At 60.9% G+C, this 15,817-nt stretch carries 16 protein-coding genes; 12 read left to right on the top strand and 4 right to left on the bottom strand.

Annotated features, from left to right (window positions below; translation table 11 throughout):
* Positions 1 to 7 precede the first annotated feature (7 nt).
* From J2Y48_RS15100 to J2Y48_RS15090, 3 genes are all read right to left on the bottom strand, one after another.
* Positions 8 to 718 (bottom strand): hypothetical protein, encoded by a 711-nt coding sequence (locus tag J2Y48_RS15100; RefSeq protein WP_310419559.1) that lies wholly within the window; start codon positions 716 to 718, stop codon positions 8 to 10.
* Positions 719 to 799: 81 nt separating this feature from the next.
* Positions 800 to 1,615 (bottom strand): FkbM family methyltransferase, encoded by an 816-nt coding sequence (locus tag J2Y48_RS15095; RefSeq protein WP_310419556.1) that lies wholly within the window; start codon positions 1,613 to 1,615, stop codon positions 800 to 802.
* A gap of 91 nt (positions 1,616 to 1,706) precedes the next feature.
* A complete protein-coding gene (locus J2Y48_RS15090) occupies positions 1,707 to 2,174 on the bottom strand; it encodes an Lrp/AsnC family transcriptional regulator (RefSeq protein ID WP_310419553.1) in 468 nt (155 codons plus the stop codon).
* A gap of 226 nt (positions 2,175 to 2,400) precedes the next feature.
* Between J2Y48_RS15090 and trxB the strand changes: the two genes are divergently transcribed.
* The 7 genes from trxB to J2Y48_RS15055 all read left to right on the top strand — a co-directional run bounded on the left by trxB (position 2,401) and on the right by J2Y48_RS15055 (position 9,409).
* Positions 2,401 to 3,375 (top strand): thioredoxin-disulfide reductase, encoded by a 975-nt coding sequence (gene trxB / locus J2Y48_RS15085; protein ID WP_310419827.1) that lies wholly within the window; start codon positions 2,401 to 2,403, stop codon positions 3,373 to 3,375.
* Positions 3,376 to 3,501: 126 nt separating this feature from the next.
* Positions 3,502 to 4,398, top strand: a complete 897-nt coding sequence (locus J2Y48_RS15080; protein WP_310419550.1) for a LysR family transcriptional regulator VtlR — start codon at positions 3,502 to 3,504, stop codon at positions 4,396 to 4,398.
* A gap of 545 nt (positions 4,399 to 4,943) precedes the next feature.
* Positions 4,944 to 5,396, top strand: a complete 453-nt coding sequence (locus tag J2Y48_RS15075; RefSeq protein ID WP_310419547.1) for a DUF6455 family protein — start codon at positions 4,944 to 4,946, stop codon at positions 5,394 to 5,396.
* A gap of 191 nt (positions 5,397 to 5,587) precedes the next feature.
* Positions 5,588 to 5,881 (top strand): metalloregulator ArsR/SmtB family transcription factor, encoded by a 294-nt coding sequence (locus J2Y48_RS15070; protein WP_310419543.1) that lies wholly within the window; start codon positions 5,588 to 5,590, stop codon positions 5,879 to 5,881.
* Between the two features lie 47 nt (positions 5,882 to 5,928).
* Positions 5,929 to 7,047 carry an alkene reductase gene (locus tag J2Y48_RS15065; protein ID WP_310419540.1) on the top strand — a complete coding sequence of 373 codons (1,119 nt, stop codon included), beginning with the start codon at positions 5,929 to 5,931 and terminating at the stop codon, positions 7,045 to 7,047.
* A 142-nt stretch (positions 7,048 to 7,189) separates the two neighbouring features.
* Positions 7,190 to 8,155, top strand: a complete 966-nt coding sequence (locus J2Y48_RS15060) for a lytic transglycosylase domain-containing protein (protein ID WP_405030232.1) — start codon at positions 7,190 to 7,192, stop codon at positions 8,153 to 8,155.
* 165 nt (positions 8,156 to 8,320) lie between these two features.
* A complete protein-coding gene (locus tag J2Y48_RS15055) occupies positions 8,321 to 9,409 on the top strand; it encodes a calcium:proton antiporter (protein ID WP_310419825.1) in 1,089 nt (362 codons plus the stop codon).
* A gap of 161 nt (positions 9,410 to 9,570) precedes the next feature.
* Here the strand turns inward: J2Y48_RS15055 and J2Y48_RS15050 are convergent, their stop codons facing one another.
* Positions 9,571 to 10,773 carry a pyridoxal phosphate-dependent aminotransferase gene (locus tag J2Y48_RS15050; protein ID WP_310419534.1) on the bottom strand — a complete coding sequence of 401 codons (1,203 nt, stop codon included), beginning with the start codon at positions 10,771 to 10,773 and terminating at the stop codon, positions 9,571 to 9,573.
* 342 nt (positions 10,774 to 11,115) lie between these two features.
* Here J2Y48_RS15050 and J2Y48_RS15045 point away from each other — a divergent pair, with 342 nt between their 5' ends.
* From J2Y48_RS15045 to J2Y48_RS15025, 5 genes are all read left to right on the top strand, one after another.
* A complete protein-coding gene (locus J2Y48_RS15045) occupies positions 11,116 to 12,015 on the top strand; it encodes an EAL domain-containing protein (RefSeq protein ID WP_310419531.1) in 900 nt (299 codons plus the stop codon).
* A gap of 232 nt (positions 12,016 to 12,247) precedes the next feature.
* A complete protein-coding gene (locus J2Y48_RS15040) occupies positions 12,248 to 12,688 on the top strand; it encodes a hypothetical protein (protein WP_310419528.1) in 441 nt (146 codons plus the stop codon).
* A gap of 87 nt (positions 12,689 to 12,775) precedes the next feature.
* Positions 12,776 to 13,960 carry a PQQ-dependent sugar dehydrogenase gene (locus tag J2Y48_RS15035; RefSeq protein WP_310419525.1) on the top strand — a complete coding sequence of 395 codons (1,185 nt, stop codon included), beginning with the start codon at positions 12,776 to 12,778 and terminating at the stop codon, positions 13,958 to 13,960.
* A 210-nt stretch (positions 13,961 to 14,170) separates the two neighbouring features.
* Positions 14,171 to 15,070 carry a DMT family transporter gene (locus J2Y48_RS15030; RefSeq protein WP_310419522.1) on the top strand — a complete coding sequence of 300 codons (900 nt, stop codon included), beginning with the start codon at positions 14,171 to 14,173 and terminating at the stop codon, positions 15,068 to 15,070.
* 458 nt (positions 15,071 to 15,528) lie between these two features.
* The gene (locus tag J2Y48_RS15025) at positions 15,529 to 15,744 is read left to right on the top strand and encodes a cold-shock protein (RefSeq protein WP_310419519.1); all 216 of its coding nucleotides are present in this window, start codon (positions 15,529 to 15,531) and stop codon (positions 15,742 to 15,744) included.
* Positions 15,745 to 15,817 lie beyond the last annotated feature (73 nt).

The following is a 15,817-nucleotide window of genomic DNA, read 5'->3' as shown; positions in this document are numbered from 1 at the left end:
TGCATATCTAGTATTTCATCGGCCGGTATTTGCTGATTAGCCTGAAAAGGCCCTTGCGCGTTTGCAATTTGTGCCAGTGAAATATGCGCGGCGCAAGAAGCCCCTCATGACCGAATTCCTTTGCACGTCTGGTTAACTTATCACGAATCCGTTGGTTCCGAACATTGAACTCGATCGGCAACGTGTGGATCTTCAGTTCGCTGTTCCACAAAGCAATGCGCAGTGATGCTTGATCCTGACCATTGGTTGCTTCGATGTTGGCGTAGAAATGACTTCTCCAACTTTCGAAGAAAGCATCGACACCGGGGCCCTTGCCATAGAGCAAAACGCCGCCATTGAACTCCGAAAAAGCATAGGGAATGGCGTCATACGAGGGAATTTGCGAAGACCAACGATAATTCTTGCGGCAGTGATCCTGCACTGCTGCGATATCGAACCGGTCAAGCACGCCGAAAATGTCGGATATGTCGCGACGAACCTCCGTGTCGCAATCGAGATAAAGCGTCCTTTCGTAAGGTGAGCGAGAAATATAATCCACTTTTGCGCGCTTGTGCTGCGGCTCTATCTTCACGACGCTGTCGATGTATGGAGATTGAACGTCAACATCAGAAAACAGCGTGACAGGGAGCGATGAAACCGCCTTCAGCGTCTTCGCGGAATAGATAGCCTGGTCTACATAACGTTTTCCAAACGCAATATAAATTACGCCATTCTTCATGCCCTGCTCCCTGCTCACATCCGCCATCGAGTTACAGCTCATTTGATCGAATTCTTCAACGCCACCATCCAGCGTTCGCCTTTACTGGCCGCAGAATCGCTTGTTCCTGAAAAGGAACACCAGCCTTGTCGGGTTCCAGTCCAGGACCTCATATCCAGCAGATGTTGCGATGTTCAAAACCTCCACCACGGTACTACTATTTTCCTTACCGCGCTCGAAGCCGCAATCCACCGTAAGATATCGCGCTATCTCGAGCGAGTGAGCAGCCCCAGCCAGAATCTCTGGCTCCGCCCCCTCGGCCTCAATCTTGAGAACGGCGATGTGCTCTATGCCGTTTCGCTTGACATAGTGGTCGAGCGGCATGGCCGGGACTGCGCGCACTTCAGAGTAAGCTTCAGTCTCGAACACGGAACTGTCCGCCGTATTGGGCTTGGAATAGAAAGACAAAGTCGCTTCTTCGAACCACAACGCAACGCGATTCGTCCGCGGCTCGCCGCGGAAATTGTTTCGGTCACAACAGTCCGCCTCTAGCGGTTCTGGTTCAAAAGCGTGATAATCAAGTCCATGTGCTTTGCAATACGATCCGAGCTCGCCGACATTGGCGCCACAATCGATAAAAGCACCGTCTGAAACTTGAATTTTGTCGAGAAGATAGGCGCGCTCAAGTTGCCGAAGTCGATCTGAAATCGATCTTTTGTAAAGCCACAGGCGGTTGCGTCGACAAATGTAAATTTGCCTGTCGCCATCCGAGACGGACATCAATCCCGACGAAGAATTAATATCGGCCCTGTGAGGATAGCCTTTCAGCTTATTTCTTGTGTTCGCGTAGACTTGATATATCGGATCTGGGATCTTTTCAGCGAGCTGACGCTGAACCCGCTTCAGTTTTGAACTCATTCGCTCCTCATACCTAACCGCTAGACCTAAGGTCCGATCTTTCAATATTTGAAACAACTTCCGAGCGAAGGATCACTGCGGGAACCCACCTTCACACCTCCACCAGCCCGAGCTTCTTCACCTGGCGGATCGTCAGCATCGTGCGAACGGTGTCGACGTGTTCGTTGGCCGTCAGCACCTCGATGACGAAATCCTGGAAGCGGGTGAGGTTCTCGGCGACGCAGTGGAGGAGGAAATCGCTGTCTCCGGACACCATCCAGGCCTGGCGGACGAGCGGCCATTCGGCGGTGGCGCCGGCGAAAGCCTTGAGGTTGGCCTCGGACTGATGCTTCAGGCCGACCATGCAGAAGGCGACGAGGTCGAAGCCGAGCGCCGGTGCATTCAGCATAGCGTGGTATCCCTCGATGACGCCGGCCTCTTCCAGCTTGCGCACGCGGCGCAGGCACGGCGGCGCGGAGATGCCGGCCTTGGCGGCGAGGTCCACATTGGTCATGCGGCCGTCGGCCTGCAGTTCCTTCAGGATCTTGATGTCGATGGCGTCGAGTTCGGCGCGAAACACGTTGTTGCTTCCTTGCTTGTTTGAGGGCGCATTACCAGAAACGTCCGGGGAGCGTAAGATAATTGCATCGACATGAACAAAAATGTCGCGTCCGGTGCCAAGCCTGTTGGCAAGTGCTGTCTTGCCCTTGAATATAAGGAGGCTGCACTCATAAATGAGCGTCACAATCGTCACAGTCCGCGCCGGCCCGCCTGCCGGTAGCCCGCGCTATGCCAAGGAGAGCAGCATGTCTGCCCGTCACGTCAAGGTTCTGATCATCGGCTCCGGTCCCGCCGGCTACACCGCCGCCATCTATACGGCGCGTGCGATGCTGGAACCCGTGCTGATCGCCGGCATGGAACAGGGCGGCCAGTTGATGATCACGACCGACGTCGAGAACTATCCCGGCTATGCCGATCCGGTGCAGGGCCCGTGGATGATGGAGCAGATGCTCAAGCAGGCCCAGCACGTCGGCGCCGAGATCGTCAACGACCTCGTCACCAAGGTCGACCTCGATGTGCGCCCGTTCCGCATCTCGACCGACAGCGGTGCCGAATGGACTGCCGACACGCTGATCATTGCCACCGGGGCCAAGGCCAAGTGGCTCGGCATTGAGACCGAACACAAGTTCCAGGGTTTTGGCGTTTCCGCCTGCGCCACCTGCGACGGCTTCTTCTACCGCAACAAGGACGTGATCGTCGTCGGCGGCGGCAACTCGGCCGTTGAAGAGGCCCTTTATCTCTCCAACCTCGCCAAGACCGTGACGGTCGTGCACCGTCGTGACTCGTTCCGTTCCGAAAAGATCCTGCAGGAGCGCCTGTTCGCCAAGCCGAACGTCAAGGTCATCTGGGATCACGAGGTGATCGAATATCTCGGCGCCGAGGCAAAGCCGCCGATGCCGGCTTCGGTCAACGGCGTCCGGCTCAGGAACACCAAGACCGGCGCGACCTCCGACATGGCGACCGACGGCGTCTTCGTAGCGATCGGCCATGCGCCGGCCGTCGAACTTTTCGTCGGAAAGCTGAAGCAGAAGCCGAACGGCTACCTGTGGACGGCGCCGGATTCGACGGCGACGGACGTGCCCGGCGTGTTCGCCGCTGGCGACGTGACGGACGACATCTATCGCCAGGCAGTGACCGCAGCCGGCATGGGCTGCATGGCCGCACTGGAAGCGGAAAAGTACCTGGCAGGTCATATGCCTGTCGCAATTGCGGCCGAGTAGAAGCCGCCAGTACAACGCGAGGCGGGCTTCCGGCCCGCAATCGCGGGAGTGGGAACAGTAGTTCATCAGCAACCGGGCGGGAAACCATGAGTTCCCCGCCCTACAGACATGTGGGGGAAAGACAGAATGGCGCTCGACTGGGACAAGCTGCGGATATTCCATGCCGCAGCCGAGGCCGGCTCATTCACGCATGCAGCCGACAAGCTGCATCTTTCACAGTCCGCCATCAGCCGCCAGGTCAGCGCGCTGGAGCAGGACGTCGGCATCAAGCTCTTCCATCGCCACGCCCGCGGCCTGATACTGACCGAGCAGGGCGAGATCCTCTATCGCACCGCGCATGAAGTGCTGATGAAGCTCGAAAGCGTGCGTGTGCAGTTGACCGAGACGACCGAGAAGCCGAGCGGCAAGCTCCGGATCACCACCACCGTCGGCCTCGGCCAGGGCTGGCTGACCGACAAGGTGCAGGAGTTCCTCGCGCTCTATCCGGACATGCAGGTCCAACTGCTGCTCGATAACGAGGAGCTGGACGTCAACATGCGCCACGCCGATTGCGCAATCCGCCTGCGCGAGCCGCAGCAGTCCGACCTGATCCAACGCAAACTCTTCACCGTGCATATGCACGTCTATGCCGCGCCCTCCTACATCAACCGCTACGGCGAGCCGCAGTCGATCGATGATCTCGACCATCACAAGATCATCACCTTCGGCGAGCCGGCGCCGAACTACCTGCTCGATGTGAACTGGCTGCAGATTGCCGGGCGCGATTCCGACAATCCCCGCCCCTCCGTGCTGCAGATCAACAGCCTGACCTCGATCAAGCGTGCCTGCCTGCTCGGTATCGGCATCGCCATGCTGCCCGACTACATCGTCGGCCGCGATCCGGGACTGCTGCAGCTTGTCACGAATGCAGACGTTCCATCTTTCGATACCTATTTCTGCTATCCGAGCGAAATGAAGAACGCGGCGAAGCTGAAGGTTTTCCGCGATTTCATCGTCGCGAAGGCGCGCAACTGGAACTTCTAGATCCGCATTGCGCGCGGCTCCGCCGAAAGGCCTGCGCCCCATGCATGGCTGGCATGCACATTAAATGATTGATGTCTGCTCAGAAAACCAGCATATCGCACCCAGCTGATGCACTTTTGGTGGCTTTTCCTCCCAGTGCCACCGCAGCAGCTGTTCCCCTCTGGAGGTTTTTACCTTCATAACTATAAAGGGCCCAAGTTTATCTTGCGGCCCTCTTTTTTTGCCTTGTGAATACTTTTCTCCCACTTTTCTCACTACTTTTCGCGATGCGGCATTTCGTTCCCTTGAAATGTCAGTCCGCCCGCCCCATATCGCTCTCAGTCGACGCGCTTGGCGGTTTTCTCCTCCCAGTACCGCCGCGTCGGCTGTTCCCCTCTGGAGGTTTTTACCTTCACACCTATAGGGCCCAAGCTTCGCTTGTGGCCCTCTTTTTTTGCCCGCTTGCGGACCCATGACGGCGTTCGGCTTTTGCGGCCCGGATTTGCTTTTACGCAAAGAACGGAGGAGCCGGGGGATGCAACATGCCTTCATAAGGAGGAGCACCAATGTCGGACCACTCGCTGCTGCACAACGTTATGGAAATGATGACAACCCGCTGGAAGGACTATCGCGAAGGCGCGCGAATGCATCGCAAGCTTGCACAGCTTGGACCGGGTGAAATGCATACTTTCGCCGCCGACTGTGGGCTGACACCCGATCAGTTGCGCGATGTGGTCAGACGCGGACCCCGCGCCGCCGTTGAGCTGGGAAGTGTGATGATGGCTCTCGGCATCGACACCGAAGCAGTCCGGCACAAGGACAGTACCGCTTTCAACGACATGACGCGCGTCTGCGCGGTGTGCTCCCACAAGTCTTCCTGCCGGCAAAGCATCCGCAAGGGAACGATCGCAATCGACCATGTCGCCTTCTGCAACAATTCTGACGTTCTGGCGGAATTTCAGGGGGAATCCAGCGTGGTTCGAACGCGATTGGGCGCGACAGTGGGCGTAACGCACTGATGTCCAATTCCCGCCGCAGTGCCGGCGGGTAGCACGGTAACTCCGGCATGGTCGAACAAGTGCCCCTGAGGCCCTTGCTCCACCATGCCTTTTTTTCGTTGCTCTGAGGCGTTCACGCGGTTGTGACTTTCTATATCGTCATTAGTCGATATAAATATCGCTGTATCGCGATGCGACGAAGCGAGACGACGATGGACGCCGACGAAATTCTAAAAGCCCTGGCCCACCCGGCACGCACGCAGATTCTCAACTGGCTCCGCGAGCCGGAGCTGCATTTCAGCAGCCAGGAGCAACCCCTCGACATGGGCATCTGCGCCGGCCAGTTCGAACGCTGCGGGCTGTCGCAGTCGACCGTTTCGGCCCACCTCGCCGTCCTGCAGCGAGCCAACCTCGTCACCACCCGGCGCGTCGGCCAGTGGATCTTCTACAGTCGAAACGAGGAAACCATCGGCGCGTTCCTCAAGCATATCAACGCCACCCTCTGAACGCCCCTCCAGGCGTTCCATCCCTCCCCAGCATAAAAGGACTACCCATGACCAGTCTCCACGACCCCATTGCAGTCGGTGACATCCAACTTGCCAACCGCATCGTCATGGCACCGCTAACACGGAACCGTTCGCCCGAGGCGGTGCCCAACACGCTGAACGTCGCCTATTATGAGCAACGGGCCAGTGCCGGGCTCCTTATCACCGAAGGCACGGCGATCACGCATCAGGGCCAGGGCTACGCAGACGTGCCGGGCCTGTACACGTCTGAGGCACTCGCCGGCTGGAAGAACGTGACGGACGCCGTCCATCGCGCCGGCGGCAAGATCGTCGTGCAGATGTGGCATGTCGGCCGTATCTCCCACACCAGCCTGCAGCCAAATGGCGGCCCGCCAGTCGGCCCGTCGGCCATCACGGCGAAATCCAAGACCTACATTCGCAACGAGGATTGCACCGGCGGCTTTGCGCCGACCTCCGAGCCCCGTGCACTCGACGTTTCCGAAATCGCAGAGATCGTCGAGGACTACCGAAAGGCTGCGCGCGCTGCGATCGGCGCCGGCTTCGACGGCGTGGAGATCCACGCCGCCAACGGCTACTTGCTCGACCAGTTCCTGCGGTCCGGCAGCAATCATCGCACCGATGCCTATGGCGGCTCGATCGAGAACCGTGCACGCTTCCTGTTCGAGGTCGTGAACGCGATCACCAGCGAGATCGGCGCCGGTCGCACGGCCATCCGCATCTCGCCCGTAACGCCGGCAAACGACTCCTTCGATCCGGATCCCCAGCCGCTCTTCAACCATGTCGTTGCAGGCCTGCCGAACGACCTCGCCTATATCCACGTGATCGAGGGGGCGACCGGAGGGGCGCGCGACCACCAGCAGGGAACCGCGCCATTCGACTATGCCGCTCTGAAGGCGACCTACCGCGACAAGGGCGGCAAGGCCGCGTGGATGGTCAACAACGGCTACGACCGAGAACTGGCGGTGAAAGCCGTCGAGAGCGGCGATGCCGATCTGGTTGCCTTCGGCAAGCTCTTCATCGCCAACCCGGACCTTGTCGAGCGCTTGCGTGAGAATACACCTCTCAACGCCCCCGACCAGGCGACGTTCTACGGCGGCGGCGCAAAGGGCTACACCGATTATCCGGCACTGGATAACGCCGCTTGAAGCGTACAAGGCGGACGCGGTGACTGCGTCCGCCCAACTCTGACACGAAGGCCGAAGACCGACTTGCACCATTCGGTCTTCCGCCCCCGGCCCAGTCGATGTTATCAAATTGTATAACGTCTGAGCCTCGAGGGTCGAAGCGATGTCTGCGAATGAGCGGCGACGCAGAACTTCGTGCAGGAAAACCTTGCCGCTGCGATATGCGGTCTGGCTGGCGATATTGCTCGCGGTCACTCCGCTTGCTCCGCGGACTGCGGCCGGCCAGTCCGAATGGCGCGCACCACCCCCGTGCCTCTATTCCACGCGGATGGCCAATGGCTCCCGGCTCTGCGTGCGCCAGGAAACCTTCAATCGCGATATCTGCACGGCCATCGAGGGCTTTGCATCGGCCAATGCGCTGCCACCGGAATACTTCGCCCGGCTCATCTGGCGCGAGAGCCTGTTCCGCCCGAACGCCGTCAGTCCGAAGGGAGCGGAAGGGATCGCCCAGTTCATGCCGGGCACGGCCAGGATGCGCGGCCTGAAGGACAGTTTTCATGCGCTGGATGCGCTCGGCAAATCTGCGGAGTACCTGGCAGACCTGCGCGATCGCTTCGGCAATCTCGGCCTGGCGGCCGCCGCCTACAATGCCGGCGAAGGCGGGCTGGCGAACTTTCTCGTCAACGGCAGCCTCCCCTTCGAGACGCGTGCCTATGTGATCGCGATCACGGCCCATACGGCCGAACAGTGGAAGGACAGTCCGCCAGAAAAGCTGGATCTGGCGCTCGACAGCGACAAGCCCTTCCTCGAGGCCTGCATCGCACTCGCCGCGAGCCGGCAGATGAAAGAGATCATTTCAACGGACGATGGCACCTGGGCGCCATGGGGCGTGCAACTCGCCTCGCACTTCAACAAGCCGGCTGCCTACCGTCTTTTCATGATGGCGGTCGAACGACTGCCCTCACCGCTGAACGCGGAAAAGCCGCTCATCCAGCGCGAGCGCATGCCCGGCTTCGGCATCCGGCCTCGTTACACCGCCCGCATCGGCCGGCAGACACGGGAAGAGGCCGACGATCTCTGCGGCCGGATCCGCAAGGCCGGCGGCGCCTGCGTCGTCTTCCGCAATTGAAACCCTCAGACCACGCCGCGACCGTTTCCCGGCCGCCCTCGACCCGGCTCCATCGCGACCGTTGCCAATCGCCATGCCGGCGCTATCTTGGCATGACAGTGGCTTGCCGGCGATAGCCGACGGCTCGAGGTCTCGCATTAGGAGCAGGGTCTCCCTTTGACGAAACTGCGCCGCACCAACCAGGAAAAGTATCTCCTAATCGCCCTGCTCGTGGCGGTCGCCGCCTACGCAACGGAGCACCACATCCTGGCGGCTGGACGCGCCGTCACCCTGATTGCCGCTTTCGCCTTCGTCGCGACGATCATCCTTGCCTCGACGCGGGTCGCCCACCACGCCGAAGTGCTGGCGGTCAAGGTCGGCGATCCCTATGGGACGATGATCCTGACCCTTTCGGCCGTCCTGGTCGAGGTGGTGGTACTCGGGATCATGATGCAGGCCGCGATATCGCCGACGCTGGTGCGCGACACGATCTACGCGGCGGTGATGCTCGACATCAACGGCATCATCGGACTTGCCGCGCTAATGGGCGGCTTGCTCCACGGCGAGCAACCCTACAATGACGACTCCAGCCGCACCTACGGCGTGATGATCCTGACGGCCATGGGCATCTCGATGATCGTACCGGAGTTCGTGCCGCGCGAAAGCTGGAAACTTTACTCCGCCTTCACCATCGGCGCGATGGTGGCGCTCTATACGCTCTTCCTGCGTTTGCAGGTTGGCCGGCACAGCTATTTCTTCAGCTATGCCTATCCGCGCGCGGACCAGCGCGGGCCATTGGAGAAGCATCCCGAGGCTGACGAACCCGCCCTGCCCTCGATCCTCATCATCCTCGCCGGCGTCGTCATCATCGGCGGGCTCGCCGAGGTGATGGCGGCGACTCTCAACACCGGCCTTGAAGGCAGCGGCGCACCGCCCGCACTGATGGCCGTCATCGTCGCGGCGATCTCGGCGGCCCCCGAAATCCTCACCGCAATGCGCGCAGCGCTTGCCAACCGGATGCAGTCGGTCGTCAACATCGCCATGGGCGCCTCGCTCTCGACCGTTATCCTGACCGTGCCGGTAATGGAGGCCATCGCGCTCTACACCGGCCAGCCCTTCGTCATGGCGATGACGCCGGTGCAGAGCGTCATGACCGTCATTACCCTGGTCGTCGCGGCGATCAACCTCAACGACGGCATGACGAACGCAATCGAAGGCATGACCCACTTCATCCTGTTCGCCACCTTCGTGATGCTGACCGTGATCGGGCTTTAGGAAGCTAAATCAGCCATTTACGTCAAGTAGGGGAATCACGGTGCGAGAAGGATGAATCGGATTGCGAACATCGGTCGTAACCTGACGTCAGATTGAGAACCCGCCCAACAAAAAACCCGCCATCGCTGGCGGGTTTTGCAGTCCTTCGCCGAGGCGGTCGCTTACTTGCAGGCGGCGCAGAAGCGCTGGATGCGCTTGCAGGCTTCCTCGAGCAGCGCCTCGGAGGTGGCATAGGAGATGCGGAAGTTGGGGCCGAGGCCGAAGGCCGAGCCGTGGACGACGGCGACGCCCTCGGTTTCCAGAAGCTCGGAGACAAAGTCCTCGTCGGTCTCGATCACCTTGCCCGACGGCGCCGTCTTGCCGATCAGACCCTTGCACGACGGATAGACGTAAAAGGCGCCTTCAGGGGACGGGCAGTCGATGCCCTTGGCCTGGTTGAGCATGGAGACGACGAGGTCACGGCGACCTTCGAAGATCTTCTTGTTTGCCGGGATGAAGTCCTGCGGACCGTTCAGCGCCTCGACGGCGGCCCACTGGGCAATCGAGCAGGCGCCTGAGGTCTGCTGGCCCTGAATCATGTCCATCGCCTTGATGAGGGCGAGCGGGCCGGCCGCGTAGCCGATGCGCCAGCCGGTCATCGCATAGGCCTTGGAGACGCCGTTCATCGTCAGCGTGCGGTCGTAGAGCTTCGGCTCGACCTCGACCGGGGTGGCGAACTTGAAGTCGCCGTAGGTCAGGTGCTCGTACATGTCGTCCGTCAGGACCCAGACATGCGGATGCTTCAGCAGCACGTCGGTCAGCGCCTTCAGCTCGTCATGGGTATAGGCGGCACCCGAGGGGTTGGACGGCGAGTTGAAGATGAACCATTTCGTCTTCGGCGTGATCGCCCGGTCGAGATCTTCGGGCGTCAGCTTGAATTTGTTTTCCTGCGTGGTGGCGACGAACACCGGCGTGCCGCCGCAGAGCGACACCATCTCCGGATAGGAGACCCAGTAAGGGGTTGGGATAACGACTTCATCGCCCGCGTTCATCGTCGCCATGAAGGCGTTGAATAGAATCTGCTTTCCGCCGGTGCCGACGATCGTCTGCGCTGGCGTGTAGTCGAGATTGTTCTCGCGCTTGAACTTCCTGGCGATCGCCTCGCGCAGTTCCGGAATGCCGGAGACCGGCGTGTACTTCGTCTCGCCGCGGTTGATCGCGTCGATTGCCGCCTGCTTGATGTTGTCGGGCGTATCGAAATCCGGCTCGCCGGCTCCAAGGCCGATCACATCGCGGCCCTTGGCTTTCAGTTCGCGCGCTTTCTGCGAGACGGCGATGGTGGCGGAGGGCTTCACACGGGAAAGGGCATCGGCAAGAAAGGCCATGGTCAGTTGTCCGTTTTCGGGTTCAAAGACAGCGTGAGGCCATGGAGCGCCTCTCAAGGGCCCATGACGGTAAGGTCTATGGCCAAACTAGCCGGGCCTTGCAAGGCTCGCGCTGAAAAAACGCGCGGTCCACCGCGGTCTGAGGCGCCAGATGAACAAGTTTCATCGACGTCATCAACGGCAGGAATGGGTTGCGCGCCGGCATTCCCGCCAAAATGCATCGAATGACTGCAAATCCGGTAACAGCACGCATTCGATCGGAAATCTTTAAGACAGATTAACAGGTGTAGCATTATCGTGTGGAAGCGCTCCGGCAGGCCGGGACGCACCGGATGACCGCAGATGATAGAACGCAGCATATTCTCCAATCTCACCAGGGCCACCGACGGAAACGTTTCCGCGCAGCATGGGCCGTATCTCCTCCAGTCGGCACTCCAGCCGATCCTGCGCGAGACAAGCGAGGGCGTCTTCGAGCTCGAGGCAATTGAAGGCTTGGTTCGTGCGAGCCGCGACGGCGTGCACATTCCACCGGCGGAACTTTTCTCCCTGATCGATGAGGAAGACCAGCCGCTGGTGGACAGCCTCTGCCGCAGCCTCCACATCCTCAATGCCGGCCTACTGGGGCGTAACGACGTAACGCTGCTGATCAATTCGCAGCCTGGCCTGTTCACTTCTCCTCATGCGATCCGCCAGGAAATCGACCGGATGCGGCTTGCGGCGCATGAGGCGGGGATGGCGCCGGCGCGGATCGCCTGCGAGATTCGCGAGCGCTCCGGTGATGACCTGGCGGCGTTGGCGCGCTTTGCCGGGCAGTTGCACGAGGCGGGTTTCCTCGTGGCGATCGATGACTATTCGGCAACGGACCACGACCTCGACCGACTTTCGCGACTGCGGCCGGACTTCCTGAAGTTCGATCCAGTCTGGATGCAACGGTTTGCCGGCAACTCGGCCGGGGTCGCGCTGATGCGGGTGATCGTCGCACAACTCGAACGCGAGGGAGTCCACGCGATCGTACCGAGCGTCGAGGCGGCCGCACAAGTCGAACTGTGCCGGGAAATGGGAATGCCGCTGATGCAGGGCTACCTGCTGGGGCGGCCACAGATCGTGCCGACCTCGCTCAATGCCGACTTTCCCGCGATAGCCGGCGGCACCGTCCGCGTCTCGCCCCCTGTTTCTCGTCTCGCAACGCCGGCGAACCGAGCGCCGCGGACCGCACCGAGGTTTGGACGCCGTATCGCCTGAGGAAGGGCGCTACGTCGCAAGCAACCTCCCGCCCGCTGCCGCTACGCGCCTGTGGCGGCCTAAAACGTTCAAACCGGCGTATGATCCGGCATTTTGCAACCGCCATGTTTTCACCACAACAACTGTCGGGAAGTGCCGCATTTCAGTCCCCCTGAGGCCGATTTGCGGGTGCCTTCTGCCCCTCGCAACCGGGCGCCAAGCTCGTCGGACACGAGAGCCAGGGGACAGAAAAATGTTCATCGACGACGAAAAGCCGGCAAGGAATTACAGGAGAAGGGAAGGCCGCGCGGTCTTCTACATCACCGTGACGGCGCTTGCGGCCTGCGTGCTGATGCTGTTCGGCCTGATGAACGTTGCCCAGGCCAACCTCATTGACGACGACGGCCTGGTCATCCAGGGCGAGATCGGCGACACGCACGTGCTGCTCGCCGTCAGTCTGGATGGTTCTGATCAGCCTGCAAAGCCCAATACGGCGCTCAAGGACACGGCCACCCACATCGACCCGACAACAACAGCAAGCACGCCCCCGAATGCGCACGCGGCGTCGACAATCGACCACCGGCTGACGGTTGCCCTCGTGCTCGCGGGATTTATCGTCGTGGCGGGTGTCGGCCAGTTGATGAACCGAGGTACCCGGCACAGACCGCCAGCACCTTGGCGCAGTGAAGCCTAAAGCCGGCCCGCGAAAGCTTGGCCGCACGACGCAGGCATCTTGAAAACGCAAGCCTCCCGCTTCAGTTATTATGAAAAGGGAGATGTCATGCTGGACCTGTTGACCGGCAAGTGGCTGGGCGAAGCTTTAAAATGTGCAGGGCGGCTCGCGGCTACCACGCTCACCCTGCATGCCCTGGCGCTCGCACCCGCCGCTGCCGAGCCACAGGAATTCACCAGCAAGAAGGCGAGCTTGCTGGTCGAGACGCTGGCCACCGGTCTCGACCATCCGTGGTCCGTCGAGGTACTTCCGGATGGCGCCTACATCGTTACCGAGCGGCCCGGCGCCTTGCGCATCATCCGCGACGGGAAGGTGTCCGCGCCGATCCGGGGGATCCCGCCCGTCTTCGCACGTGGCCAGGGCGGGTTGCTCGACCTGGCACTTTCGCCCGACTTCGCCACCAACCGCACCCTGTTGCTGACCTACAGTGCTTCCGGCCCTGGCGGCGGAGGAACGGCCGTCGCACGCGCGCGGTTGTCGCACGACGAGAAGAGCCTTGAAGACGTCACGCGCATCTTCGCCATGAACCGGTTCAGCCGCACGGGGATGCATTTCGGATCCCGCATCGCAATCGCAGGCGACGGCAGCCTGTTCTTCGGCATCGGCGACCGCGGCGAGCGGGATCGCGCCCAGAACCCGCGCGACCACGCCGGATCGATCCTGCACATCAATGCCGATGGCAGCATTCCGGCCAATAACCCCTTTGCCGGCCACAGCGGCGGACTGCCGGAGATCTGGTCGAAAGGGCACCGCAACCCTCAAGGCATCGACATCGACCCGAAGGACGGCCGGCTTGTCACCGTCGAACACGGCGCGCGCGGCGGCGACGAAGTCAATTATCCGTTGCCGGGCAAGAACTATGGCTGGCCGGTCATCACCTACGGCAAGGATTATTCCGGGGCGGAGATCGGCGAAGGAACGGCCAAGGACGGCTACGAGCAGCCCGCCTACTACTGGGATCCCTCCATCGCGCCGGGGGCGATCGCCGTCTATCGGGGTGCGATGTTCCCGGAATGGGACGGCAACCTCCTTGTCGCCGCTCTGAAATACCAGATGCTCGTACGCTTGGAGCGCGACGAGACGGGCGCCATTGTCGGAGAGGAGCGGATGTTCGACGGCAGCTTTGGCAGGCTGCGCGACGTCAAGGTCGCACCCGACGGGGCAGTGTTGATACTGACGGACGAGGACAACGGACAACTGCTTCGCATCTATCGCTCTCCCTCCTCTCAGTAGCCTAACGCGCCTCCCTCCAGCGTAACGGGGCTGCCCCGGCCGGACAGCCGATCACCCCGGCGCACCGGCGCCCCCGCACCGGCATGCCCGGGACTTGCTCGCGCTTTGGCCGTCTGCTAACGGAACGGCCACTCCGTTTCTCGTACACACCAAGTATCGTTCAGCAACAAGTCCCCTCCCTCACCACTCCGTCCGAAACTCAGGATCATCATGTCGCGCGTCCAGGCGAACCTCCTCCTTTTGATTGCCGGTGCCATCTGGGGTGCGGGGTTCATCGCGCAGTCGACGGCGATGGAAACGCTCGGGCCGATATGGTTCATCGGTTTGCGGTTCGCGATTGCAACGCTTGTCGCCGTGCCCTTCGCCCTGGTTGAGAAGAAGCGCGCTGCAACACCGGTGCGGTCGGGGGACCGCATAGGCTTCCTGTTTACCGGGTTTGCGCTTTTCCTGGCCGCCATATCGCAGCAGGTGGGGCTTCTCACCACCTCGGTCACCAATTCCGGCTTTCTCACCGGGCTCTACGTGGTGTTCACCCCGATCCTGACCGTGTTCGTTCTGCGCAAGCGGCCGCATTGGATCATCTGGCCGGCCGCTGCCATGTCGACCGCAGGCATCTTCCTGCTGAGCGGCGGCGCCTTTTCGGCCCTGACGACGGGCGATTTGCTGACGATCCTGTGCGCGCTGCTGTGGTCCGTCCAGATGATCAGCGTCGGTGCATTCGCCGGCCGGTCGGGCCGGCCCATGGCCCTGTCAGTGGTGCAGTTTGCGGTCTGCGCGCTGCTCGGCTGCACCGTGGCGGCCGTACTGGAGCCGGTCAGCCTCGCGGCGGTAAAGGGTGCCCTGCCGGAAATCCTCTATGCCGGCTTCTTCTCGAGCGGGCTTGCCTTCATCTGCCAAAACGTCGCGCAGCGTTACACGACCGCGCCGCAGGCCGCTATCTTCCTGTCAAGCGAAGCGCTGTTTGCCGCTCTCTTCGGCGTGCTCCTGCTGGGCGAGAGCATTAGCCCGGCCGGCTATGCGGGATGCGCCATCATCTTCGTGGCGATGCTCGCGACGGAACTCGTTCCCGAGCTTCTGAAGGACAAGGCACGCGCCGCCGCCGCGGCATAGTCCAGCCATAATTTACTGAACACGCGAACGAAATACGCTGGCGCTATGCTGTTCGGCGCAGCCGGTGGCGTAACCTAATCAATATAGTTCGCAAGAAACGCCGCAGACTATACCGGAATGGCTGCGGCCTTTTTGTGCAACAGCCTGAAAAATGGTCGAATTGAGACCGCATATCAGAAGATTGAAACTTTTGCTTGCCAATTCCGAATAAACACAGCACTCTTTCGCTGTTCGGGCAATTTGCGAACATGGGAAGACCTTGAATAATAGCGCGCCGGAGACGCGACAAAAATTCCGGGCGGCCGTGCTGATGTGTTCCTCCGGAACAGCAGGTGGCTGGCTGCGGTTAAAACAGGACCCTTTCCTCACATCGAAACTGCCTGCCTCACGCCCCTTGGGGCAAACTGGAAATGCTGCCCGCCGCCAAACTTATGGGCAGAGAGAAAAGGACCTGACGCATGGCCGAAACTGGCACTGTAAAATTCTTCAACACCGAAAAGGGCTTTGGTTTCATCAAGCCTGACAATGGTGGCGCCGATATCTTCGTACACATTTCCGCCGTGCAGGCTTCCGGCCTGAACGGCCTCTCCGAAAACCAGAAGGTGAGCTACGAGACGGAACCCGATCGCCGCGGCAAAGGCCCGAAGGCGGTCAACCTGCAGATCGCCGGCTGAGGCGATCTTCATTTTCAATGACGTTCAGGCCCGGCATTCTTGCCGGGCTCTTTTTGTTCAGCAGGCATTCATC

The sequence above is a fragment of the Mycoplana sp. BE70 genome (assembly GCF_031455855.1).
Classification (GTDB): domain Bacteria; phylum Pseudomonadota; class Alphaproteobacteria; order Rhizobiales; family Rhizobiaceae; genus Mycoplana.
Note: the sequence above shows the minus strand (reverse complement) of the source record. Positions and strands in the feature narration are given on the sequence as shown.

Bases quoted from the DNA above. Each gene is read 5' to 3' on its own strand.
- J2Y48_RS15100 (WP_310419559.1), bottom strand. From the start codon at position 718: ATGAAGAATGGCGTAATTTATATTGCGTTTGGAAAACGTTATGTAGAC.
- J2Y48_RS15095 (WP_310419556.1), bottom strand. From the start codon at position 1,615: ATGAGTTCAAAACTGAAGCGGGTTCAGCGTCAGCTCGCTGAAAAGATC.
- trxB (WP_310419827.1), top strand. From the start codon at position 2,401: ATGTCTGCCCGTCACGTCAAGGTTCTGATCATCGGCTCCGGTCCCGCC.
- J2Y48_RS15080 (WP_310419550.1), top strand. From the start codon at position 3,502: ATGGCGCTCGACTGGGACAAGCTGCGGATATTCCATGCCGCAGCCGAG.
- J2Y48_RS15075 (WP_310419547.1), top strand. From the start codon at position 4,944: ATGTCGGACCACTCGCTGCTGCACAACGTTATGGAAATGATGACAACC.
- J2Y48_RS15070 (WP_310419543.1), top strand. From the start codon at position 5,588: ATGGACGCCGACGAAATTCTAAAAGCCCTGGCCCACCCGGCACGCACG.
- J2Y48_RS15065 (WP_310419540.1), top strand. From the start codon at position 5,929: ATGACCAGTCTCCACGACCCCATTGCAGTCGGTGACATCCAACTTGCC.
- J2Y48_RS15060 (WP_405030232.1), top strand. From the start codon at position 7,190: ATGTCTGCGAATGAGCGGCGACGCAGAACTTCGTGCAGGAAAACCTTG.
- J2Y48_RS15050 (WP_310419534.1), bottom strand. From the start codon at position 10,773: ATGGCCTTTCTTGCCGATGCCCTTTCCCGTGTGAAGCCCTCCGCCACC.
- J2Y48_RS15045 (WP_310419531.1), top strand. From the start codon at position 11,116: ATGATAGAACGCAGCATATTCTCCAATCTCACCAGGGCCACCGACGGA.
- J2Y48_RS15040 (WP_310419528.1), top strand. From the start codon at position 12,248: ATGTTCATCGACGACGAAAAGCCGGCAAGGAATTACAGGAGAAGGGAA.
- J2Y48_RS15035 (WP_310419525.1), top strand. From the start codon at position 12,776: ATGCTGGACCTGTTGACCGGCAAGTGGCTGGGCGAAGCTTTAAAATGT.
- J2Y48_RS15030 (WP_310419522.1), top strand. From the start codon at position 14,171: ATGTCGCGCGTCCAGGCGAACCTCCTCCTTTTGATTGCCGGTGCCATC.
- J2Y48_RS15025 (WP_310419519.1), top strand. From the start codon at position 15,529: ATGGCCGAAACTGGCACTGTAAAATTCTTCAACACCGAAAAGGGCTTT.